General features: G+C 60.2%; 16 protein-coding genes. 8 read left to right on the top strand and 8 right to left on the bottom strand.

The window, feature by feature from the left end; genetic code table 11:
* The 3 genes from AS189_RS12610 to AS189_RS12600 all read left to right on the top strand — a co-directional run bounded on the left by AS189_RS12610 (position 1) and on the right by AS189_RS12600 (position 3,039).
* Positions 1–981: a LacI family DNA-binding transcriptional regulator gene (locus AS189_RS12610; protein WP_082634280.1), complete on the top strand. Its 981-nt coding sequence runs from the start codon at positions 1–3 to the stop codon at positions 979–981.
* A gap of 170 nt (positions 982–1,151) precedes the next feature.
* The gene (locus tag AS189_RS12605) at positions 1,152–1,982 is read left to right on the top strand and encodes an alpha/beta fold hydrolase (RefSeq protein WP_062289486.1); all 831 of its coding nucleotides are present in this window, start codon (positions 1,152–1,154) and stop codon (positions 1,980–1,982) included.
* Positions 1,983–2,106: 124 nt separating this feature from the next.
* Positions 2,107–3,039 carry a DUF808 domain-containing protein gene (locus tag AS189_RS12600; protein ID WP_062289483.1) on the top strand — a complete coding sequence of 311 codons (933 nt, stop codon included), beginning with the start codon at positions 2,107–2,109 and terminating at the stop codon, positions 3,037–3,039.
* Between the two features lie 113 nt (positions 3,040–3,152).
* Here AS189_RS12600 and AS189_RS12595 read toward each other — a convergent pair whose 3' ends face one another.
* The 7 genes from AS189_RS12595 to AS189_RS12570 form a co-directional block, all read right to left on the bottom strand.
* On the bottom strand, positions 3,153–5,024 hold the full coding sequence (locus AS189_RS12595) for a glycerophosphodiester phosphodiesterase (RefSeq protein WP_082634279.1): 1,872 nt from the start codon (positions 5,022–5,024) through the stop codon (positions 3,153–3,155).
* Positions 5,025–5,156: 132 nt separating this feature from the next.
* A complete protein-coding gene (locus AS189_RS12590) occupies positions 5,157–6,830 on the bottom strand; it encodes an AbgT family transporter (RefSeq protein WP_062289476.1) in 1,674 nt (557 codons plus the stop codon).
* Positions 6,831–7,050: 220 nt separating this feature from the next.
* On the bottom strand, positions 7,051–8,424 hold the full coding sequence (locus AS189_RS12585; protein ID WP_202814093.1) for a DUF2252 domain-containing protein: 1,374 nt from the start codon (positions 8,422–8,424) through the stop codon (positions 7,051–7,053).
* Positions 8,321–8,698, bottom strand: a complete 378-nt coding sequence (locus AS189_RS20510; RefSeq protein ID WP_202814092.1) for a hypothetical protein — start codon at positions 8,696–8,698, stop codon at positions 8,321–8,323. The genes AS189_RS12585 and AS189_RS20510 overlap by 104 nt, the downstream gene beginning before the upstream one ends.
* Positions 8,695–9,423, bottom strand: coding sequence for a hypothetical protein (locus AS189_RS12580; RefSeq protein ID WP_193393484.1), 729 nt, complete (start codon positions 9,421–9,423; stop codon positions 8,695–8,697). The genes AS189_RS20510 and AS189_RS12580 overlap by 4 nt, the downstream gene beginning before the upstream one ends.
* A 138-nt stretch (positions 9,424–9,561) precedes the next feature.
* Positions 9,562–11,808, bottom strand: a complete 2,247-nt coding sequence (locus AS189_RS20265; RefSeq protein WP_160320832.1) for a LuxR C-terminal-related transcriptional regulator — start codon at positions 11,806–11,808, stop codon at positions 9,562–9,564.
* A 287-nt stretch (positions 11,809–12,095) separates the two neighbouring features.
* Positions 12,096–12,293, bottom strand: a complete 198-nt coding sequence (locus AS189_RS12570; RefSeq protein WP_062289470.1) for a hypothetical protein — start codon at positions 12,291–12,293, stop codon at positions 12,096–12,098.
* Between the two features lie 312 nt (positions 12,294–12,605).
* Between AS189_RS12570 and AS189_RS12565 the strand changes: the two genes are divergently transcribed.
* The 5 genes from AS189_RS12565 to AS189_RS12545 all read left to right on the top strand — a co-directional run bounded on the left by AS189_RS12565 (position 12,606) and on the right by AS189_RS12545 (position 19,214).
* The gene (locus AS189_RS12565) at positions 12,606–14,291 is read left to right on the top strand and encodes an MFS transporter (protein ID WP_082634276.1); all 1,686 of its coding nucleotides are present in this window, start codon (positions 12,606–12,608) and stop codon (positions 14,289–14,291) included.
* 149 nt (positions 14,292–14,440) lie between these two features.
* Positions 14,441–14,947 (top strand): hypothetical protein, encoded by a 507-nt coding sequence (locus AS189_RS12560; protein ID WP_129587268.1) that lies wholly within the window; start codon positions 14,441–14,443, stop codon positions 14,945–14,947.
* 117 nt (positions 14,948–15,064) lie between these two features.
* Positions 15,065–16,081, top strand: a complete 1,017-nt coding sequence (locus tag AS189_RS12555; RefSeq protein WP_062289464.1) for a pyridoxal-phosphate dependent enzyme — start codon at positions 15,065–15,067, stop codon at positions 16,079–16,081.
* A complete protein-coding gene (locus AS189_RS12550; protein WP_082634275.1) occupies positions 16,078–17,778 on the top strand; it encodes an FAD/NAD(P)-binding protein in 1,701 nt (566 codons plus the stop codon). Before AS189_RS12555 ends, AS189_RS12550 begins: the two co-directional genes overlap by 4 nt.
* Complete coding sequence (locus tag AS189_RS12545) at positions 17,778–19,214, top strand: alanine racemase (protein WP_202814091.1); 1,437 nt, start codon at positions 17,778–17,780, stop codon at positions 19,212–19,214. The genes AS189_RS12550 and AS189_RS12545 overlap by 1 nt, the downstream gene beginning before the upstream one ends.
* On the opposite strand, the gene AS189_RS12540 is transcribed toward AS189_RS12545, so the two are convergent.
* Positions 19,191–20,114: a 2-hydroxyacid dehydrogenase gene (locus AS189_RS12540; protein WP_062289460.1), complete on the bottom strand. Its 924-nt coding sequence runs from the start codon at positions 20,112–20,114 to the stop codon at positions 19,191–19,193. The two genes, AS189_RS12545 and AS189_RS12540, sit on opposite strands and share 24 nt — an antisense overlap.
* Between the last annotated feature and the right edge of the window lie 51 nt (positions 20,115–20,165).

Raw genomic sequence — 20,165 nt, 5'->3', positions numbered from 1 at the left:
ATGATGAGCCCAGGGAGCACCAAGCCACTGCCGAAGGACCCCGGTGGTCCGACGATCAAACCGGTGGGCTTGGTGCTTCTGCGTTCCGCTCAGCCCGGCCAACTGGACTCTTATCATCAGGAATTTATTCGTGGTGTGGAGTCACGGTTGGCGCAGGCTGGGCGAAGCCTTTTGGTCATGCTGCAAGCGGATCCGCAGAAGGAAATTGCCACGTATCGCCGTTGGGCGCAGCAGGGCGGGATTGCTGGGGTCATACTCATGAACCTGCGCCAAGATGATGACCGGGTGCCGCTGTTGCAAGAATTGGGGCTGCCCGCAGTGGTGATTGGCGATCCCGCGATTAGCGACGTTTATCCCGCGGCTTTCACCGACGATAGGGCTGCCATGGTCGAGGCGCTACGGTACTTGATGGCGTTGGGGCACCAGCGCATTGGCCGGATCGCAGGCCCGCCGGAGCTGTTGCATACCCTCCAGCGCACCGAGGTTTATACGCAGATGATGGCGGCCTCGGGGGGAGCCGGGTGCCAGCGCAACGGCGAATATAGCTTTGACAGCGGCAAAGCGCTGACGGCCGAACTTTTCGCCGAGGTGGGTGGCGCGAGCGCGAGCTCAGTTGCCGGCTCATATGCGGGCGGCAATGCTGGTTCAACTACTGGTTCAACTATTGAGGCCACGCAACCCACAGCAATCATTTACGACGACGCCGTCATGGCCATGGGTGGCTTGGCGGCCCTCGCCGAACTGGGCCTAGCCGTGCCGGATCAGGTTTCCGTTCTGGCGTGGGATGACTCGGTGCAGTGTCAGCTGGCTGGCGTCTCGGCGTTGTCGCACGATGTGGCTGCCTATGGCGAACTGGCCGCAGAACTGCTCCTTTCTCATGTGGCGCAGACAGCTCAGCCGGCGGGGGAGTCCGCGGTGAGCTGTGCGGCTGAGGTGCCAACTCTCGTGAAGCGCTGTTCCACCGGCCCAGTGCCGTCATAGTTGATCCCTGAATAGTCGGGATCGTTTCACCATTGCGCCCCTTGCAGCGGTTCCACCATGGTCAGCTTGTTAAGGAATACTCCCAGAGCCATGGCGCGTGTCCCTTGCGGCCAATAGGCTTTCTAAAGGGCCTGAACAAACAGGACCAACACACAAAGGGGAAGTACTCCATGGCGTACATCGAAGTGGGATCGCAAAACAGCACAGACATCGAGTTGTACTACGAGGACCACGGCACCGGGCAGGCTGTCCTCCTGATTCATGGCTATCCGCTCGACGGCCACAGCTGGGAGCGCCAAACACGCGAACTGCTGGAGGCCGGCTACCGGGTCATCACCTACGATCGCCGCGGCTTCGGCCAGTCCAGCAAGGTAAGTACCGGCTACGATTACGACACCTTCGCTGCAGACCTCAACGCCGTCATCGAGACCCTAGACCTGAACGATGTGGTGTTGGTTGGCTTCTCCATGGGCACCGGCGAACTAGCACGGTACGTCTCCACCTACGGCCACGCACGCATTGCCAAGCTTGCTTTCCTTGCCTCCCTTGAGCCATTTTTGGTGGACAGCGACGGCGTTCCCCAGGAAGTCTTTGACGGCATCGAGGCCCAGGCCAAGGATGACCGTTTCGCCTGGTTCACCAGCTTCTTCAGCAATTTCTACAATCTGGACGAGAATCTTGGTTCACGGATCAGCCAGGAAGCAGTGACGGCAAGCTGGAACACGGCAACCGCCAGCGCACCCATGGCTGCGTACGCCGTCGTTCCTGCATGGGTGGAAGACTTCCGTGCGGATGTGGACGCTGTGCGTGCCAGCGGATTACCTGCGCTGATCCTGCACGGCACCAAGGACAACATTCTGCCCATCGATGCCACAGCACGGAAGTTCCGCCTTGCTTTGCCCGCGGCCGAATATGTGGAAGTGGAAGGGGCTCCGCACGGTCTGCTCTGGACGCATGCGCAGGAGGTCAATGCCGCGCTGCTGAGTTTCCTGCGAAAGTAGCTGCGGCCAATCGGGGCGTCAGGGCTGTAAACTTCAGGTGAATTTGCATCCAAGCGGGGCTGCCGTCGACACTCAACACGACGGCTGCCCGGCTGATGAATGATACTAAACAAGGAGTTTTGGCATGGCCGGTGGCCTCGTAGCACTACTGGATGACATCGCAGCACTCGTCAAGCTCACCGCCGCGTCTCTGGATGACATTGCCGTGGGCGCTGCCAAAGCCAGCGTCAAGTCACTAGGCGTGGTGGTCGACGATGCAGCGGTCACCCCGCAATACGTTGCAGGGTTGTCGCCCAAGCGTGAGTTGCCCATCATTTGGAAGATCGCCGTTGGATCCATCCGAAACAAGCTGCTGATCATCCTGCCGGTCATCTTGCTGCTGTCACAATTCGCCCCGTGGGCGTTGACCCCGATCTTGATGATCGGTGGTACCTATTTGGTTTTCGAAGGAGCTGAAAAGGTCCTCGAGGCCGTAGGTGTCATCAAGCCTCACGGTTCCGGTAGCGCTGATGGTGTGCGGGATGAGAAGTCCATTATCGGTGCTGCCGTGCGAACCGATCTGGTGCTCTCCGCCGAGATTATGGTCATCTCGCTGAATGAGGTAGCCCATGAAACCCTGCTCAACCGGGCCCTGATTCTCGTTCTGATCGCTGTCATCATGACGGTGGGTGTGTACGGGGTTGTTGGCCTGATCGTGAAGATGGATGACGTCGGCCTGCACCTGGCCCAGAAGTCCTCCAGGTTTACGCAGAAAGTTGGCCGCGGACTGGTTAAGGGCATGCCGATTCTCATGTCGGTCCTAGGTAAGGTCGGCGTCGTGGCGATGTTGTGGGTGGGTGGTCACCTGCTGTTGGTCGGCATGGACGAGCTAGGCTTCCACGCCCCTTACGGCTTTGTTCACCACATGGAAATGCTCGTCCATGACGCCACCGGATCCGCCGGTGCGGTGCTCGGCTGGCTCGTGAACACCGCCTTCTCCTGCGTCGCCGGGTTCATCGTGGGCTGTGTGGTCACCGCAGTGGTTATGGGCATCAACAAGCTGCGAGGCAAGCACTAGCCAGCTGGTTTCCTCACGCTTCTGAAGTACGACGGCGGGAGCCCACCTTTTTCTCAAAGGTGGGCTCCCGCCGTCGTACTGGGGAGGAACCGGATTGGAACTGGCTGAGAAGGCTAGGGCAAGCGGCGCCGCAATTCCAGCAGCAAGGTGTTGTGCAGATCGCCCTGAACGTAGCCCGTCCCGGGGGAGATTTGCTCGCGGTTGATCTGGGCCGTGGTCGGGTGGTCAGTGATCAGTCCGTCGATGCCCTCGCGCAGTAGTGCGCGCATGGTGGCTTCGCCATTGACCGTCCAGGCATAAACGTCCCGTCCCGTCTGATGAGCGGTCCGGATCATCTCAGGAGTCAGCGAGGCTTGCTCAATGACATAGAAATCGCAGGGTGAGTCCGGGAGGCCGCCATAGAGCATGCCGATGGTCAGTCCCACACGGAGTTCGGGCCGTTCGACCTTAATGATCTGAACCACGGACGGATCCAGCGAGTGGAACCAGTTGCCGCTCAGGGCGTCCAACTCTTCCAGCTCGGCGAGGAACGCCGCCACGAAGCCAGCCCGCTCATGGCCGGTGACCTTCAGCTCAACGAGCAGCGGCATGGACAGTTCACGAGCACGGGTGACGTAGGCGGCCAGCGTGGGAATCCTCTCGCTGTGGCCCTTCATGGTCACCGTGGTGGAGGTGACCTCCGCCGTGGTCAGCTCATAAATATTCTTGTTCTTCCCAGAAAGCACCAGCAGGTTCGTGTCATGGCTGGCGACAAATCCGCCGTCGGAGGTCTGTTGAAAATCCGCCTCGACAACATCGGTGTGCATGGCCGCGGCAGCCTCGAGACCGCCAATGGTATTTTCCACACCGCCGGAATCGTAGCCGCGGTGTCCAATGACCAGCGCATGCGAGGTGGTTGCAGGCACTGCCGTAACCGGGGAGCTGTGCGCACTGGTCGGCAGGGCTGCGGCACCGGTGACGCACACTACGGCGAGGACCACGAAGGATCTCAGTGCCGAGCGAACTTCTGTGCTGCGAGCTAGGAGCGTGTGTATGCGGAGGCCACCGTTTGGCATCACGCGCGTGACTGGCCTGACTGGCGTGGCTGGCGCGGCTGGCAGAGCCAAGTAGCTCCGGGCCTCGCCCACGAACAGGAAAGCAAATCCCTGCGCGATAGCAACGCTCAAGAAGCCAAAGGCCAACGTTGCCCCGAGAACGGCGGCGCCGGTGTTGGCCATGACGGAATCCAGGGCGTCTACCGCCTGGCCCAGCACCGTGGCTCCGAGCCGTGAAGCAAGCAGCGCCCCAAGGGAGGCAATGGCGAGCACCAAAGGCAGCCTGATCCCGCCCTGCCGGGTGGCGCGCAGGCTGAAGCGAAAGCTTTTTGAGAGCGGTTGGCGGCGGACCAGGGAGAACGGCAACGTCAGGATCGTTTTGTAGATCCCGTAGACAATGAAGGCAGCGATGGAACACCACAGCACTGCAGAAAGCGGTGTCTTCATGTATTCGCGCCCAATGAACGGCGGCATGCCAAGCCTGCCCGTCACCGGGGCAAAGAGCGTGAAGCCAACCAAGGGCGCCAGTAAACCCAGTTGGGCTGCCACCAAAAAAGCCCCGCCACGGTATTGCTTGTTGATGGAACGCACCAGACGGCATCCCACAGCGCCAAGGGAGGGCCGTGCTCCGGAGAGTTGCAGGTCAGCGATGACCAGCAACGTAGCAAAACAGAGCAGCGTAGCCACGGCTACCAGAACGAACGCGGCGGCAAGCAGCGCCACCGAGATCGGAGACGAGAACAGTGTGCCCATGGTGCGGTCGGTGAGGGTACGTAGACCCGCATGATGAACCGCGGCCAGCAACAGCTCACTGATGAGCGGGCTAACCCAGAGTCCCAATACGGCAAAAATGCCGCCGCTGAGGAACCAATAGCGCAGCGGCAGGATGCACAGTTCCCTCATTGAACGTCCAAGCAGTACAGGTTTGGACGGCAAGAAATTCTTAGGCATTACTCAAGTATTGCCACATTGGCTCGGCAACCCGCATTTTGAGGGAATGATTTTCGTCTCCACTGAGAGTGAGCCACGCCGCTGCCTGAACGCTCGGGGATGGTTCCCCTTCTATCCGTTTCCGAGCTGGATTTACATGCCTACGGGTGCCCCGGGGCCCCATGGGATGCCCAGTAGGAACCAGGCAGCGAAGATGGCGATCCAGGCCACCAGTAGCCACATCGTGTAGGGGACCATGAGAGCGATCACCGTGCCAATGCCGGCGTCCTTCTTATACCGCTGGGCAATGGTGACGATAAAGGGCATGTAGACCATCAAAGGAGTCAGCACGTTCATAGGCGAATCACCCACGCGGTAAGCGGCCAACAGTGTTTGCGGGGCCACATCCAGTGAGGCGAAGATGGGTAGGAAGATCGGGGCGAAAATGGCCCACTTGGGCACCAGGCCGGGCAGGATGATGTCCAGCAAAAAGATCACCAGAATGAACGCGATCAGTAGCAGCACGGCCGGGATGCTAGCCCGTTCCAGCAGTTGCGCAGCCTCGACCGCGGCAACGGTGGGTATGTTGGTCCAGTTGAACAGGGCGATGAACTGGGAAATCATCAAGAACATGATGAGCAGGCCGCCCAGGCTGCCAAAGGTTTTGGCGATCGCCCCAACCACCGCGTCGCCACCCTCCATGGTCTTGGCGCCCATGCCGTAGAAAATGCCGCAGACCAAGAATGCCAGCGAGATGATGAAGATCAAGCTCGCCATGAACGGGGTGGCTCCGATCAAGTCACCAGTTTCGGTGTCACGCAGCGGCGCTCCTGGTGGCAGTGAAATTGCCAGAACGGCAACCACCACCACTATCAAGGCCCGAAGTGCGAACTTCAGGCCCCGGGCCTCGGCCACGGCATCAACTTCTTCCTCCGCATTATCGGAGAGTGGATCGGCCAGCTCGTACTTGCCCAGCCTGGGCTCCACAATCTTCACGGTGACCAGCACGGCTACGAGCGCCAGCACCACTGAACAGACAATGCTGAAGTAGAAGTTCGCTGTGACGGAGAGCGGTTGTGCACCAATGTTCCCGAGGGCTTCGTTGGTGATCTCGGTCATCATCGAATCGGTGGGTGTAATCAAGATGTTGACGCCAAATATGGCGCCAACGCCCGCGAAGGCCGCCGCCATGCCCGCCAGCGGATGTCGGCCAACCGAGAGGAACGCAGCTGCCGACAGCGGAATCAGGATCAGGTATCCGGCGTCGGATGCTACTGAGGAAACCACACCCACAAAGATCAGGATGAAGGCAAGCGACCAGCGTGGGGCCACCTTCACGATCTTTCGAATCAACGCCGCCATCAGACCCGCATGTTCGGAGACACCAACACCTGCCATGGCAACAAGTACCACAGCGACCACGCTAAACGCGGCGAAGTTGTCCACGAAGGAGGAGAAGAAGACCTGCAAACCGTCACCGGAAAGCAGGTTTCTGACGGCGAAGGTCTGCTCGGAGACGGTGTAGTTTGGCAGTGTCACGGCCAAGCCAGTTGCTGTGTCAAAGGGTACGAGCGTGCCGCCCAATGCTTCGTTGAGATGCTGCAGCTGCTCCGTGGGCACCGGGGTCATCACGGTATCGGTCACTTTCACATTTGCCCACGACATGAACGCCGATAAAACGGCAATCAGTGCGATTAGATAAACAAACATGATGGTGGGGTTGGGGATCTTGTTCCCAAGACGTTCGATTGAATTCAGGAATCGACCCGATTCATTATTCTTGCCGGCAGTTTTGGGTTTTGCCGTATTGCCCCCACCTTGTGCCATGAAACGCCCCTAATAGCTCATGGTGTCATCGACAACGACTACACCAGCTCGATTCGTGCAGATTATCCTTAGAGTAGGGCTGTAAGTGCGTAAAAACAAGCATTTGCGGGGTGGATGACCCATACCGCGAATAAATCGAAACAGTGGATTGTACGGGAATCAACGATGGTCACGGGATGTCACGATCCCCGATAACTGTCGCCACGATTTTCCCCGATTATTACCAGCCGGGTGCGCTGGGTATTACGCCAGAATTCACCGCGGTGAGGAGTTGCTGGTGGTCAATTGATGTCTGGTCGGCGTAAGCCACCGCAAATTGGCCTAGGGCTTCGTCAAACTTCCGTCCTTTACCTATATAGGCGTTGATCGCAGTCGGGTCGCCACTGCGTGCGTGGGAGCGGGCCAGGACCCCGCCGCAAGCGGTAGCGAACTCCACCAGGCGAGGGGCCAGGATATCGGCGTCGGCCACCACCTTCATGTCGCGGAACTGGCGTACATAGAAGTCATGGCCGGAATCGGAGGTCCAACCAACGAAAATGTCTGTGGCACTTTGGATCAGGCGCTGTCCAGCCACCACCCGCTGCCCGTGGTTGCCATACTCGCTGGCCCCGGCGAACGGCTCGTAGACGGAGGGGCCGGCCTGCTTGAGTTGAAGAAACAACGGATCATTGTCGTGGACTCCATTGAGCAGGACCAAAAATACTCGCATGCCGACGCTACCGACGCCGACCACCTGCTGCACTGCGTCTACAGGGGTGAAGCCCTCCAATAGATGTCTGCGGTCGTCCTCCAAGGACTCTCTGTACGCGCTGTAGATGGTTTCGGCGGGGGCTGCCTTGAAATGAGTGCGGTAGGGCGGTTGCTCGGTGATCCGTAGAGTGCCATTGATCTTTTCGGTGAATTTTTTGGCCGCTCCGGCACTTGTCTTCTTGGCCGTCGTTTTTGTGATCATTGAACTGGCCCGCTTTTGATCTGCTTTGGAGAAGACACCAATGAGATCATCGACGGTGACCTTGTCATACCAGATATCAAGCTGTTTGGCGTTGCTGTACCTCGCCATCCGAGATCGGTAGGCAGCCAGACATGCGCTCACTGCGTGCTCGGCCACTGACGGGTTGAGGTTGGCATCCCTGGCCAGCACCACGATGCTGGCCACGAGTCGGGAGACGTCCCACTCGAACGGGCCGGGCAAAGTTTCATCAAAATCCCGGAGGTCGAAGGAGAGGTTGCGCTCAGGCGTGGCCCACAGGCCGAAGTTGAGAATATGAGCATCCCCGCAAAGTTGTACTGTCAGTCCGCTATTGGGACGTGAGCCCAGATCGGCGGCGGCGACAGCGGCCGCGCCGCGGTAGTACGTCCAGGGCGATGCCGCCATTCGGCCATGGCGCAGGGGCAGTAGATCAGTTTGCCGGATTGCGCCCTGCGCCAGGATCGTTTCGAGTGCGTCGTGGCCACGGGTCCCCGGATTCCACGTCCCGAGTGCGGACGGCCTAATCTGCTCCCGGGCGGCCAGGCCTTGGGCCACCCGATCCTGGAAACTGATGTTCGGTGCCGCATCGAAGACAATCGGGCTGGTGGGTGCTTTGTCCATCATTGATCTGTTCCGTTCCTCGCAGGGTCCGCAGCTTGTGTGCGTCCACTGACTCGACTGATTCCACAGAGACTAGCACCAGGCCAAGGCTCCTGACCTTGACCAGGAGCCCGTGCAGCGCGGCTTGATCGGGGATGGTCCCGGTGAAGGCTGTGGTCCCGTCGCTGAGGCGGGTCAGGGTGAGCCCGTCGAACCACGCCGCCCAGTGATCCCCAAGGAGCCCGCCGACCCGAATCCGGTATCGGGCGGGCTCCCCAACCACAGGTGAGCTGCTCATGGGAGGCGAGTCTGCGCCGTCGTCCGTTCGGAGGAAATCCGACCGGAGGAGATCTGGCCTGAACTGAGCCCAGCCGATGTTTCAGGCAAGGAACCGGCGGCGGGGGTGCGGCGCCACAATGAGTAGCCGAGCCCGATCAATGCCACGCCGGTGGGGACCGCGAACAATCTCTCGTTGATCATGGGCAGCAACGGGATAGCGAGCGTTGCGCCCGTGCCCACCGCGAGAACCACGGCAGCCCATCGGGCCAGCACCTTGGCCCTCAAGAGCGCGACTCCGAACATCACACCGCCGCCAATATATGCCAAACCCATTGCGGCGTTGAGGGACGCCAATGCCCCGATATCGCCGGCTGCATGCCCGCCCATAGCAACCGCGAAAACATCGTTGACATAGTCCGGTGCCCGGGTGGCAAGGGTGGGGATGACCACGGCGCCAATGACTTCCACGCTCATCATGACCAGGTAGCCGGCGCCGAACACGAGGTAACCGATCAGGCCAAGGACCCCCATCCTCTTCGCGTGCGGCAAGTACATGCCGGTGATGCCGATGAGCGAGAGCACCGCCATCACAATCTTCACGGATTGGCGCACCGTGTACTCGGCGGAGATGGCGAACGTGGCATCAAGGTGTGGATGGTTGATCTGGATGCCGATGAAAAGCAGTCCCGCGACGACGGCGCTAAGACCGGCCGAACGGGCAAGTGTGCTGGGGGTGATGGACATGTGGACTCCTGGGTTCGCAGCTTCTCCGGCGCGGTGCCGGGGGATAACTCAAATCTAGGAACCGAGTGGGTGAGCGGGCATCACCCCATGATGTGAATGACTGCGTGAAATTGCCCAGTGTGAGAAAACCCAGCGCAGCTAGATGAGGCCGCTTTCGCGTGCTAGCCGGACTGCCGCGCGGCGATCGGTAACGCCCAGTTTGGTGAAGATGTGCTTGGTATGACTGCGCAGCGTGTTGTAGGAAATGAATAGTTCTCTGGCAATCTGTGGCCCGCTCAGTTCACCGCCAAGGAGCCGGAGGACTTGGCGTTCCCGTTCGCTCAACACGCTAATGTTCGACGCCGGATCCTGGCGTTCCGGGGGATTGGCGCCTTCGCGCCGGCCCGCCATGGGTGTTCTCCCGCTGCCCTCGGTCCATACCTTGCCTTCGGTGCGCAGCAGCCACAGGTACGCGTCTGCTTCGGGTGCTTCGGCGATGACCTGGTCCACAAACTCACGGGCCTTGGATGGTTGTCCCTGCGCTTCGTGGACCAAGGCCAAAAGCAGCCTGATTTCTATCAGGCTCCCGGTGCGGCCGGATTCCGTGGCCGAGACCAGGTGCTTCTCCAGTAGTGCCTGCGCTTGTGCAGCGGCGCCGGAATGAGGCTGTGCCCGGTGCTGGGCAACTAACAACCGGACCAGGGTGAGGTGGTCGAATTCGTTCGGAAAGTTAGGCTGATCGGTGACGGTGACACCCTGATCGTGGGCCCAGTCGCCAGCGTCTAGAAGCTTGCCCTGACTGATGTAGATTCTGGCCCGCAAGGCCGGGATTGGCCGCACGTTAGGAAAGAATCCACGCCGGTAGAGCGGTTCGGCCTGCTCCAGGAGATCCAGTGCCCGCTCCGGTGCGCCCTCGGCCCAGGCCAGGAGGGCGCTGGCTACAAACCAGCGGTATCGACTCTCGGTCAGTGGGGCGTGCTCCTGCAATCCGGCAGCCGTCTCTATGTGGAGCCGTGCGCTGTCAAGGTCGCCCGATTCGCAGTCAAGTTCACTCAGGGCAACGTGCAATTCGGCCATAGCCCGGGCAACCGGGAGGCCCTGAGTCTGGGCAGTTTTTAGCGCGCTGTGTAGTAGCTGGCGGGCTTTTGTAGGCCGGGCAGCCGAGCGCCACAAATCTGCCAGTACTACCGTCCCGCCCAATTCGTCGATCACATTGTCCGCCGCCCGCAGGCTTGCCACAGACGCGGTGAAGGTGGACAGAGCCGTTGAAATATCGCCACGCGCCCAGGCCGACAGGCCAAGGAAGCCCGACGCGGCTCCACGCGTTAGATGATCGCCTGGGCGGGCAAGGGCCAATGCTTGTTGCGCGTACTCCACGGTCCCGGCGTCATCGCCCCGCGCCTGGGCCATGGATGCACGGTAGATGGCGATGGTGGCAGGCAGTCTCTGGAATTCCGCCACCTCGGCCCATGGCGACTCGGCTCCGATCGGGGCAGCCGCAATAGTGCGTTCAGCCTCCTGAAGGTACGGTTCCACGTCGTCGAGTTTGCCGGCCGTCATTAGGTTGCAGGCCTGGAAGACCGTGAGCACCGGGCTGCGCCGAACGCTCTCGCGGGGCAAGTCTTTGAGCCAGCCCTGAAAGAGTGCATCGCTCCGATCGCGCCTGATCTGCGGTGCGGCCATCTCCATCAGGTGCGCGGCGCGATCGAAGTTCCGGGCTGCAAGCGCGTGCCCGATTGCCTCCGACGGCATCCCCTGCTCCGCAAACCAGAGGCTGGCGCGCCCATGCAACAGTGGCATCAGTTCCGGTTCCTCGCTCAGGAGCCGGGCATGGAGCATCTCTGCGAACAGGAGGTGGTACCGGTACCACCGGCGCTTTTCATCCAAGGGGATCAGGAACAGATTCTCTCGCTCCAAGACCGCGAGCATGTTGTCACCGCGCATGCCGCTGCTTGCTGCACTGGTGCCCAGCACCGCATCGCACAGCGGGCCGCTAAGCTGGTCAAGAATGGCGCTGTGGAGCAGGAAAGAGCGGATTTCCGCGGGCTGTTGTGCCAGTACCTCCTCGAGGAGGTAGTCCAAAATGTACCGATCGTCGCCGGCGAAGCGGGCGATGAACTCTGCAACATCGCTCCGTCCTCTGAGCGAAACGCCGGCAAGTTGGAGGGCCGCAATCCACCCCTCGGTGCGCTGCGACAGGGCGTCGACATCCACTTTGTCCAAGTCAACCCCTGGCACGCCCCGGAAGTACTCGGCGGTCTCCTCGGGCGTGAAACGGAGGTCTGCAGCGCGGACCTCCACAAGTTCTCCGCGTGCCCGCAACCGCGAAAGCTGGAGGATTGGGTCCGCACGGGTACTGATCACCACATGCACGAGGGGCGGAAGATGCTCCAACAAGAAAGTCATACCCGCACCTACCTCACGGCCGTCGGCCAAATGGTAGTCGTCAAGTACTAGCCACAGCTCGTGGTTTGGCTGCTCTGTCGGTGGCCCTTTCCCAGTGTCTGTTGGCCGGGGCATTCCTGCAGCGAGCTGGTTTAGTACGGTGGTCAGTACCTGATCAGCAGGTAGCGAAGACCCCAGCTGCTCCAGCGCCTCGGGCGCGAGGCCGGGAACTGTTTTTTGAAGGGCAGTGATTACGCTCGTCCAAAACGTGGCAGGGTCACTATCTGCGGAGTCCAGCGAAAGCCACGTTACTCGACTCCCTTTTGAGCTATCGGGGTCAACCACTGCGCGAGGAGCACAGACTTGCCGAACCCGGCCGAGGCGGACAGTAAAGTCAACTTCAAACCGGCGCTGCGGCGCATCAAGCCTGCAAGGCGGGGACGCGAAATGAGCCCGTTCTTGAGCGATGGAATCAGTAACTTGCTGGCAATGACCTCAAGGGCCACAAGAACGCCTCCTTGGCACGGGCAACAACAGAGGATTTGTTTGCCGATCACACCAGCCTAAAGCCGAGCCAGAAAATCTGCTCAGATTTTCTCAGCTGCGGATTAATAGGGGGGGTACGGCGAAGGTGGTCAAGTATTTTGCGTCACACTCTGGGATTTGTTGGTTCTTACTACCTATCCCCGATACCATCCGAACATAGATCCCGTGGGCAGACGGATTGCTCGGTTGTAGGTTGAGGAAGCTCCGTGGTTCGCGACTGATGACTTTTTGACGCGTCTACCCCTTTTCGGCCTAAGGAGCTCTCTCAAACAATGGCAACAAAATCCCCATCCTCTTCGGGAGCTGCAGCTGCATCAGCGGCAAAAGCAGCATCCTGGTTACCACTCATCGTCGTGGTGCTGACCCAGATTCAGGCGTCGTTCGCAGTCAATGCACTCACTGTCTCTATGCAGGGCATCACCACCGATCTCAATACTCCGGCCACATCCGTGGGAACCGCCATCACTGCGGGCACCTTCTCAATGGCTGCATTCATCCTGCTGGGCGCCAAGATTGGTGCCCGTTACGGAACCCGTAAGGTCTTCCAGATTGCAGTGGCCATTCACGCGGCCGCCATGGCGTGTGTAGCCTTGAGCGTCAGCCCTGCCATGCTGTTCATCGCGCAGGCTTCCTCCGGTGCCGTCATCGCGTTGGTGGCCCCTGCTCTCACAGTCTTTATTGCCACCAGTTACAAGGATGCTCAGCAGGCCAAGGCAATCGGTTTGCTGGCAGCAGCCATCCCCGCGGCAGGCGTTTTGGCACTGCTGATCGCGGGCTGGTTTGCGACCACCATTGGCTGGCGTTACTCGTTCGGCATCATGGTGCTACTTGGCGCCATTAACTTGGTCTTGAGCTTCAAGCTCAAGTCGATCCCTGCCCAGCCAAACCTGAAGATCGATTGGACTGGCGCATTCATTGCCGCCGCCTCCATCATCTTCCTCAGCTTCGGCTTCAGCGGCATGGCCAGCTGGGGTATCTGGTCCGCCACCGATCAGGCACCGTTCCAGATCTTGGGCGTCTCGCCGGCTCCACTGTTGATTCTGCTTGGTTTGCTGGGCGGGCAAATCTTCTTTGCCTGGATCCGCAAGCGCCAAGGTGCCAAGCTGCCCCGCATCTTTGATTTGCGGGTGCTTGCCTCTAGTTCCGAGATGGCCATCACGGCCTGCATGGCCATCATGCTCTTCGTTGGCACGGCAGCTAACTTCCTGATTCCGCTGTACATGCAAATGGTCCAGGGGAGATCCGGCATTGAGACCTCGTTCTCTCTGATTCCTTACACGCTGAGCATCTTCCTCGCCAGTACGTTTGTTGCCTACCTCTACGACAAATTCACCCCGAGCTTCATTGCCAGGATGGGCTTCATAGTTGTGGCCGGCGCCTTGTGCCTGATTGCCTTCACCATCAAGAATGACTGGGGCCAGCTGTTTGTGGTTCTTGGCCTCATCCTGCTTGGACTAGGACAGGGTGCAATCGTTGCGCTGGTCTTTAACACGCTGCTCAGCTCAGTGCCCAAGCAGTTGGCTGGGGACGTCGGCGCCTGGCGCGGTCTGGTGCACAACCTTTCCGGCTCTGTCGGCATTGCCGTGGCCAGCGCATTCGCCGTTGCCATGCTCGCCTCGCAAATATCTCTGGGTGCCAGCCAGCATCCCGAAATATCCGAGCAACTGATTTCCGAGGTCAACATCAGTGATACGAACTTCATGACAAATGCGCAACTCGAGGCGTCCATCAAGGACAGGACTTCCAGCCCGGAGGAACTTGCTGCCGCTGTGGCGGTCAACGCAGAAGCCCGACTGCATTCACTGCAGATCTCACTGCTAGGGCTCGCCGGATTGGCGTTACTGGCCATTGTCCCCGCAGGCCGCATGCCCAAACGTCGGCAAGACGGCTTACCTGAACAAATGGAAGCCGACGATCCGGACGCCTTGGCCCTGGAAGAACTCGATCTGAAGGCCTAGCCACCTCAGATGTACTGGTCAAACACCGGCGGGCACCTGTCCGCCGGTGTTTGATGTTAATAATCGTCCACGAACCTTGAGAACAAGGAAGCCGATGATTTTTCCTCAGAATGTCAAAAACTCCACTTCTCCCCAACCAGGTGAGCGTCATGGCAACTGCTAAACCCCAGAAGCATAAGTTCCATGCTCAGTTTTTCTCGGAATCGGCCATTTACGGACTCATCACCGTGTCGGCACTGATCATCGTCACTGGTAGATACGACATTACGGCCTATGCAATGTTCCTTAAGGTCTTGCTGGCAGTGGTGGTTTTTTGGGCTGCACATTTCTTTGCCAACGTTGTGGCACATCTGAGCGAGGCTCCAGATGGTGCGCCGCGCTTCAAGGAATCGTTCAAATACGCCATGAGCCATTCCGTGGGTCTGCTGCTGGCAGCCGTTATTCCTTTGACGATCGTGCTTTCAGGCGTTCTCGATCTAGTTAACGACGACACTGCCGTCTGGGTTGCCCTCTGGGTCGACGTAAGCCTGCTGGCACTCTTTGGATTCCTCAGCTCCCGAAGCTGGACACGCAAGCTGCACTATCGCTTCGGTGCTGCACTTGTGACTACGCTCTTAGGTGTTGGCATTGTGTTCCTCAAGGCCCTCATTCACTAGGGAAGCGTGCACGAGGGGAACCCCGCGCAGACAAGGGAGGTCTACCGATGCTGATGATCTCGCTGTATTTGCCCATCAGAAAATTGCCTACCAGAGTCAGGAACGGGAGAGTTGGACATGAAAGATTCCGGGACGCTTCATCCCTTTGTAACTCCAACGGTGAAAGTCAGCCGGCTCTACGAATCGTACGACGCTGAAATCTACGCAAAATTGGACCTGCTGCAACTTGCCGGTAGCACCAAGGAACGCACTGCACATGGCTTGATTGAAGAGCTGCTGCGCTCGGATCAGCTCCGCCCTGGCGGCATGATTATTGAATCGACCTCGGGGAATTTGGGCATTGCACTGGCCAGACAGTGCGTGGTGCGAGGCATCCGTTTCACCGCTGTGGTCGATGAGAACGCTAACGCTCTCGCTTTGGAGCTGATGAGGGCCTACGGTGCCACGGTGGATCTCGTGGAGACACCCGCCGACGGTAACAAGCTCGCTGCGCGCCGCCGGCGAGTTCAGGAGCTACTGTCTGCGAACCCCGGATCTGTGACTACTAACCAGTATGGGGCGCCAGCGAATCCGCGGGCGCACTACGAATCCACCATGCCCGAGATCATGGCCGGTTCCGGCGGGGACCTCGATTATCTGTTCATTGCCACCAGTACCACCGGAACATTGCTGGGCTGCCAGCACTATATTCGGGAGCACGGACTGAACACCAAAGTGGTTGCCGTGGATTCTGTGGGCTCCGTACTCTTTGGCGGACAATCCGGAATCCGGCGGCTTCCCGGGCTGGGCGCGGGTGTCTTGCCGGAACTTGCCGCCGGAGCCGAACCGGACCTCGTTTTCCAGATGGAGGAGATCGAGATGGTGCGCGGATGCCGACTGTTGGCCAGCCGTGAGGGCATTTTGGCGGGGGCCTCCACGGGCGCCATTGTTGCGGCCATGGGAAAACTACTGCCCTCCCTCGAACCAGGCGCGCGCATTGCCTTCATGGTTCACGATACCGGCGTGCCCTACCTGGAAACCGTCTACAACGATGCCTGGGTACGTGCCACCTTGAACGCAGAACCGCATGCCCATCCGTTGGTGCAAGCTACCCTGGGCCAACCCGCCAGTGCCGAAGAAGTCACGGGCCCATGATCCGTGTTGCCGTAGTAGGAGGAGGACCTAAATGCTTGTTCGCCCTACTCGCGCTCCATGACAGACTCCCTGCCCACTCACGAGCGCACATTAGCGCTGACGTCTATGACCCGTTCCCTCCTGGCTCAGGCAGCGTGTGGCGAGAAGACCAGCCGCACCTTCTGCGCCTGAACGTGAACGCTGGCATTGTGGATGCCTCCTCAACATTGAACGAGGCAGACTTTGCGGGATGGCTCGCACACGCTGCCCCTGGGTTCACTGGCGAAAAATATCCGCCGCGGGCGCTGGTGGGCTGCTACCTGCGGGAACAATTTCAACTCCTGGAAGAGCATGGCAATGTGGCCGTCACCCACGCACCCCATGCCGTGACCGCCGTCGACCGTGAAGGCGCAAAGTGGCAGGTGCAGGGTGCCTTCGGCAGCGAACTCTACGACGAAGTTCTGGTGGCAACGGGGCACGGGTTGGGGGACGTTAAGCCGTGGCAGCCACAGCCAGGACAAGCACTGACCGGAGCGCTCAATCCGTACCCGCTCATTGGCAGCTACAGCTCTTTGACCACCTCCTGCATCGGCGCCGATTCCAACGTCTGGATTCGCGGCTCCGCGCTGACCGCTTACGACGTGGCCCTGCTCCTCACCGAGGGCCGTGGCGGATCATGGCAGGGCCCCACGAACGGCGCGCCAACACGGGAATTGCGCTACGTACCCAGCGGACGCGAGCCGAAAAGCATCACGTTCGCCTCACGCAGCGGCCTGCTCATGAACCCCAAAAGTGAGGCCGTTCCCCCCGCAATTACAGCCTGCCTTGATCGCTTCAAAGCCTCACTGCATCTTGCCGGTAATCAGTTCCGGACAGCCAGGCCCGACGCCGGACAGCTGAATGGACTGTGGGTGGTGCTGCTTCGATGTGCTCAAGATTGTGCCCTGATCATGGGCACGCCAGTGAGCGCCTTGGCCCTGTGGCGCGCGGCGCTGACAGGCGTGTCCGTAGCAGCCGGAAGCGGCAGCCTCTCGGGGGCACGTTCACGCGGGCCAGAAGAATCCGGGCCACAAGAATCCGGTCCAGTAGGGGAACTGCGGAACAGCCTTCTGGTCAACTACTGTCAGGCTCCCGTCACCACGGGCTGGTTGTGGGCTCGGGTATGGTCGGGACTGTATGCGGACTTGATCGCCGTGCTGGATAGGGTACCCAAGAGCCCCCAGGCGGGGCGGCAATTTGCAACTGTGGCCCGCAACCTTGAACGGTTCGCCTTCGGTCCGCCCGAGCAGACGGCCAGGAAGCTGTTGGCGTTGTTCGACGCCGGTATTCTTCACATGGCCAGGGGCGGTGAGGATCCGGCGCAGGGGGCAGAACTCATCGATGCGGTGACTCCTGGACCCGGTGTGCTCAGCCGTCCAGCCCCGGAAGGCGGCCCAACAAGTGGGCTTTTCGCCGGCTTGTTGGCCCACGGTCACGTTTGGGTCAGGGCAGGGGAAAGAGGTTTGCTGACCGACCCCGATGGCACCTGCCTCGCTCGCGACGGCTCCAGAACCCTGTCTCTGGCTGCCGTGGGACGGCCTACTGAGGATCCCACGCTGGGTCATGACACCCTCAACCGTGGCTTACATGGGGAACATCAACGGTGGGCGCAGCGAATTGCCGCACGTGTCACCGCTCTAGAGTCAACGCCCACCCAACCTCGTGCACTGAAAGAGTGATGATGCGCCAGAAAATGTCCGGTACAGCCCCGCTGTCAGCCCGTCTGGAACCGTGGATGGAGGATTTGCTCAACGATCCGCAGCAGTGCCGGGCGTTGCTTGATGCTCACGGATCACCTGTCAATATTCACCATTTCGGTGCCATGGGACGCAACGTGGGGGAGTTGCGCTCCGCCGCTGCTACCCATGGGATCGACTTTGACATCTATTTTGCCCGCAAGGCCAACAAGACCCTGGGAGCCATTGATCAGGCCCTTCGCGAGGACTGCGGCATCGATGTAGCCAGTTTGAACGAACTGCGGCAGTGCCTGCAACGAGGTGTTCCGGCAGAAAGGATCATTGTCACGGCGGCAGTGAAGTCCACAGCATTGCTGAAACTGGCCATCGAATCTGGGGTGACTATCAGTGTGGACAACGAGGACGAATTGCGCGATGCGCTGGACCTGACCGGTGCGCAGCGGCTGCCACTCAACGTTGCGTTACGCCTGGCCGTCAGCCATCCCTCAATTCCGCCGACCCGCTTCGGACTCCGTGCACTCCAGTGGCTGGACGTTCTGCGTGACAGTGAGCTGATAAGCGGCGTCCAGGTAGCCGGCATCCACTTCCACCTCAACGGCTATGAAGCCCGGGCCCGAGCCATCGGCATCGGTGAATCACTCGGACTCATCGAGCAGTTACGCCAGCTAGGCCACGCTCCGCGTTTCGTGGACATGGGTGGTGGCATTCCTATGTCCTACCTGGATAGTGCTTCACAATGGGAAGGCTTCTGGACCGCGCTGCAGAACCTCCCTGCAGGGGACGAAGCCCTCACCTGGAAGTCCGATCGGCTCGGCGCCGGTGTCTACCCCTATCACCAGGAACTGGTCCGGGGCGGATGGCTCGATCAAGTCCTGTCAACAGTTCCTGACAATGGATCGCCTTCTGTTCAGGTTGAGCCGTCCGGTCAGGCTGGACAGCCCGGTCTTTCTGGACAGTCCGTGGCCCAGGCGTTGAGAGCCGCGCAGATACAGTTGCGCTGTGAACCTGGGCGATCGTTGCTGGACGGATGCGGTCTGACACTTGCCGAGGTGGCCTTCACCAAACAGCGCAGTGACGGTGTTCCGCTGGTGGGCTTGCACATGAACAGGACCCAGTGCAGGTCCACATCAGCTGACTTCCTGCTGGATCCGGTTCTGGTTCACGCGCAGCACCCGCGACGGGCGCGGACCGCTGGCAGTGCGTTTCTTGTAGGGGCTTACTGCATCGAGGAGGAACTGTTGCTGCGCCGTCGTTTTGAGTTTCCGGCGGGAGTTACTGCCGGAGACCTGGTCGCGTTCCCCAATACGGCAGGCTATCTCATGCACATTGTGGAAAGTGCCTCACATCAATTGCCGCTGGCCGCCAATGTCCTGTGGGACGGTGGCGGTTGGGTGCTAGACGACATCGACCAGATGTAGCGGGGCCTCGCCCTGGGAGATCCGACGCAACTGTTCTACCGTCAGCTCGGTCGCGAGACGAATGAACTCAGCGGTATTGCCGGCCATGTGGGGAGTGATAAGGCAACCGGGCGCATCCCACAAGGGGTGATCGGCAGACAGCGGTTCCGGGTCGGTGACATCCAGGGCAGCCCGCAGCCGCCCCGAACTCAGCTCCGCCAGAAGAGCCTCCGTGTCCACCACGGGTCCCCGCCCAATATTGACCAGCAGGGCCCCGTCTTTCATGCGTGCCAGGAAGTTTGCATCCACCAAGTGGGCTGTTGAACGATCGTGTGGGAGTGTCACCACCACCACATCCGCGTGGGGAAGCAGATCCGGCAGCTCCGCCGTCCCATGGATCTGGAGACCGTTATCGAGGACTCGTGCGCGGCTGGCAACGGGAACCAAGGCGGCGGGGCGAAAGGGCTCCAGTCGCAAAAAGAGTTCCTTGCCCACCCCGCCATATCCCAGAATGAGAACCACAGAACCATGCACTGAGCTCGTCCACAGCGGCACCCAGTCATGACGGCGCTGCTGTATGGCCGCCGTCGGCAGCTCACGCAGTGCCGCGAGGATCAGCGCCACGCCATGCTCGGCCGTGGCATCTTCCACGGCACCGCGCGAATTACTCAGCGTCACGCCAGCTGGCATGTGTGCCAGGATCCAATCGGAGCCAATGGAGAGCAAGTGCACGTGGCGCAAACCCGGAATGCTCGCCACCCGCGCTCGGCGCTCAAATTCGCGCGGGCGTTCCGTGACCAGCACATCGGCAGCCGGTGCATCCGCCAAGCTGTCATTGATGTGCCAGACGATTGCTTCAATCCCCGGGCTTTGGATCGCTTGCGCAAACTGGGCAGTGGGGACGAGGACGCGAAGTGTCAAAGTTCTTCCGTTCTGTAGCAATCAGAGGCCTTCAGGATAGTTCAGGCTCGA

It is taken from the genome of Arthrobacter alpinus (assembly GCF_001445575.1).
GTDB lineage: Bacteria > Actinomycetota > Actinomycetes > Actinomycetales > Micrococcaceae > Specibacter > Specibacter alpinus_C.
This window is presented reverse-complemented; position numbering and strand designations above follow the sequence as displayed.

Coding starts and splice junctions, on each gene's coding strand:
- AS189_RS12610 (WP_082634280.1), top strand. CDS start 1: ATGATGAGCCCAGGGAGCACCAAGCCACTGCCGAAGGACCCCGGTGGT.
- AS189_RS12605 (WP_062289486.1), top strand. CDS start 1,152: ATGGCGTACATCGAAGTGGGATCGCAAAACAGCACAGACATCGAGTTG.
- AS189_RS12600 (WP_062289483.1), top strand. CDS start 2,107: ATGGCCGGTGGCCTCGTAGCACTACTGGATGACATCGCAGCACTCGTC.
- AS189_RS12595 (WP_082634279.1), bottom strand. CDS start 5,024: ATGCCTAAGAATTTCTTGCCGTCCAAACCTGTACTGCTTGGACGTTCA.
- AS189_RS12590 (WP_062289476.1), bottom strand. CDS start 6,830: ATGGCACAAGGTGGGGGCAATACGGCAAAACCCAAAACTGCCGGCAAG.
- AS189_RS12585 (WP_202814093.1), bottom strand. CDS start 8,424: ATGATGGACAAAGCACCCACCAGCCCGATTGTCTTCGATGCGGCACCG.
- AS189_RS20510 (WP_202814092.1), bottom strand. CDS start 8,698: ATGAGCAGCTCACCTGTGGTTGGGGAGCCCGCCCGATACCGGATTCGG.
- AS189_RS12580 (WP_193393484.1), bottom strand. CDS start 9,423: ATGTCCATCACCCCCAGCACACTTGCCCGTTCGGCCGGTCTTAGCGCC.
- AS189_RS20265 (WP_160320832.1), bottom strand. CDS start 11,808: ATGACTTTCTTGTTGGAGCATCTTCCGCCCCTCGTGCATGTGGTGATC.
- AS189_RS12565 (WP_082634276.1), top strand. CDS start 12,606: ATGGCAACAAAATCCCCATCCTCTTCGGGAGCTGCAGCTGCATCAGCG.
- AS189_RS12560 (WP_129587268.1), top strand. CDS start 14,441: ATGGCAACTGCTAAACCCCAGAAGCATAAGTTCCATGCTCAGTTTTTC.
- AS189_RS12555 (WP_062289464.1), top strand. CDS start 15,065: ATGAAAGATTCCGGGACGCTTCATCCCTTTGTAACTCCAACGGTGAAA.
- AS189_RS12550 (WP_082634275.1), top strand. CDS start 16,078: ATGATCCGTGTTGCCGTAGTAGGAGGAGGACCTAAATGCTTGTTCGCC.
- AS189_RS12545 (WP_202814091.1), top strand. CDS start 17,778: ATGATGCGCCAGAAAATGTCCGGTACAGCCCCGCTGTCAGCCCGTCTG.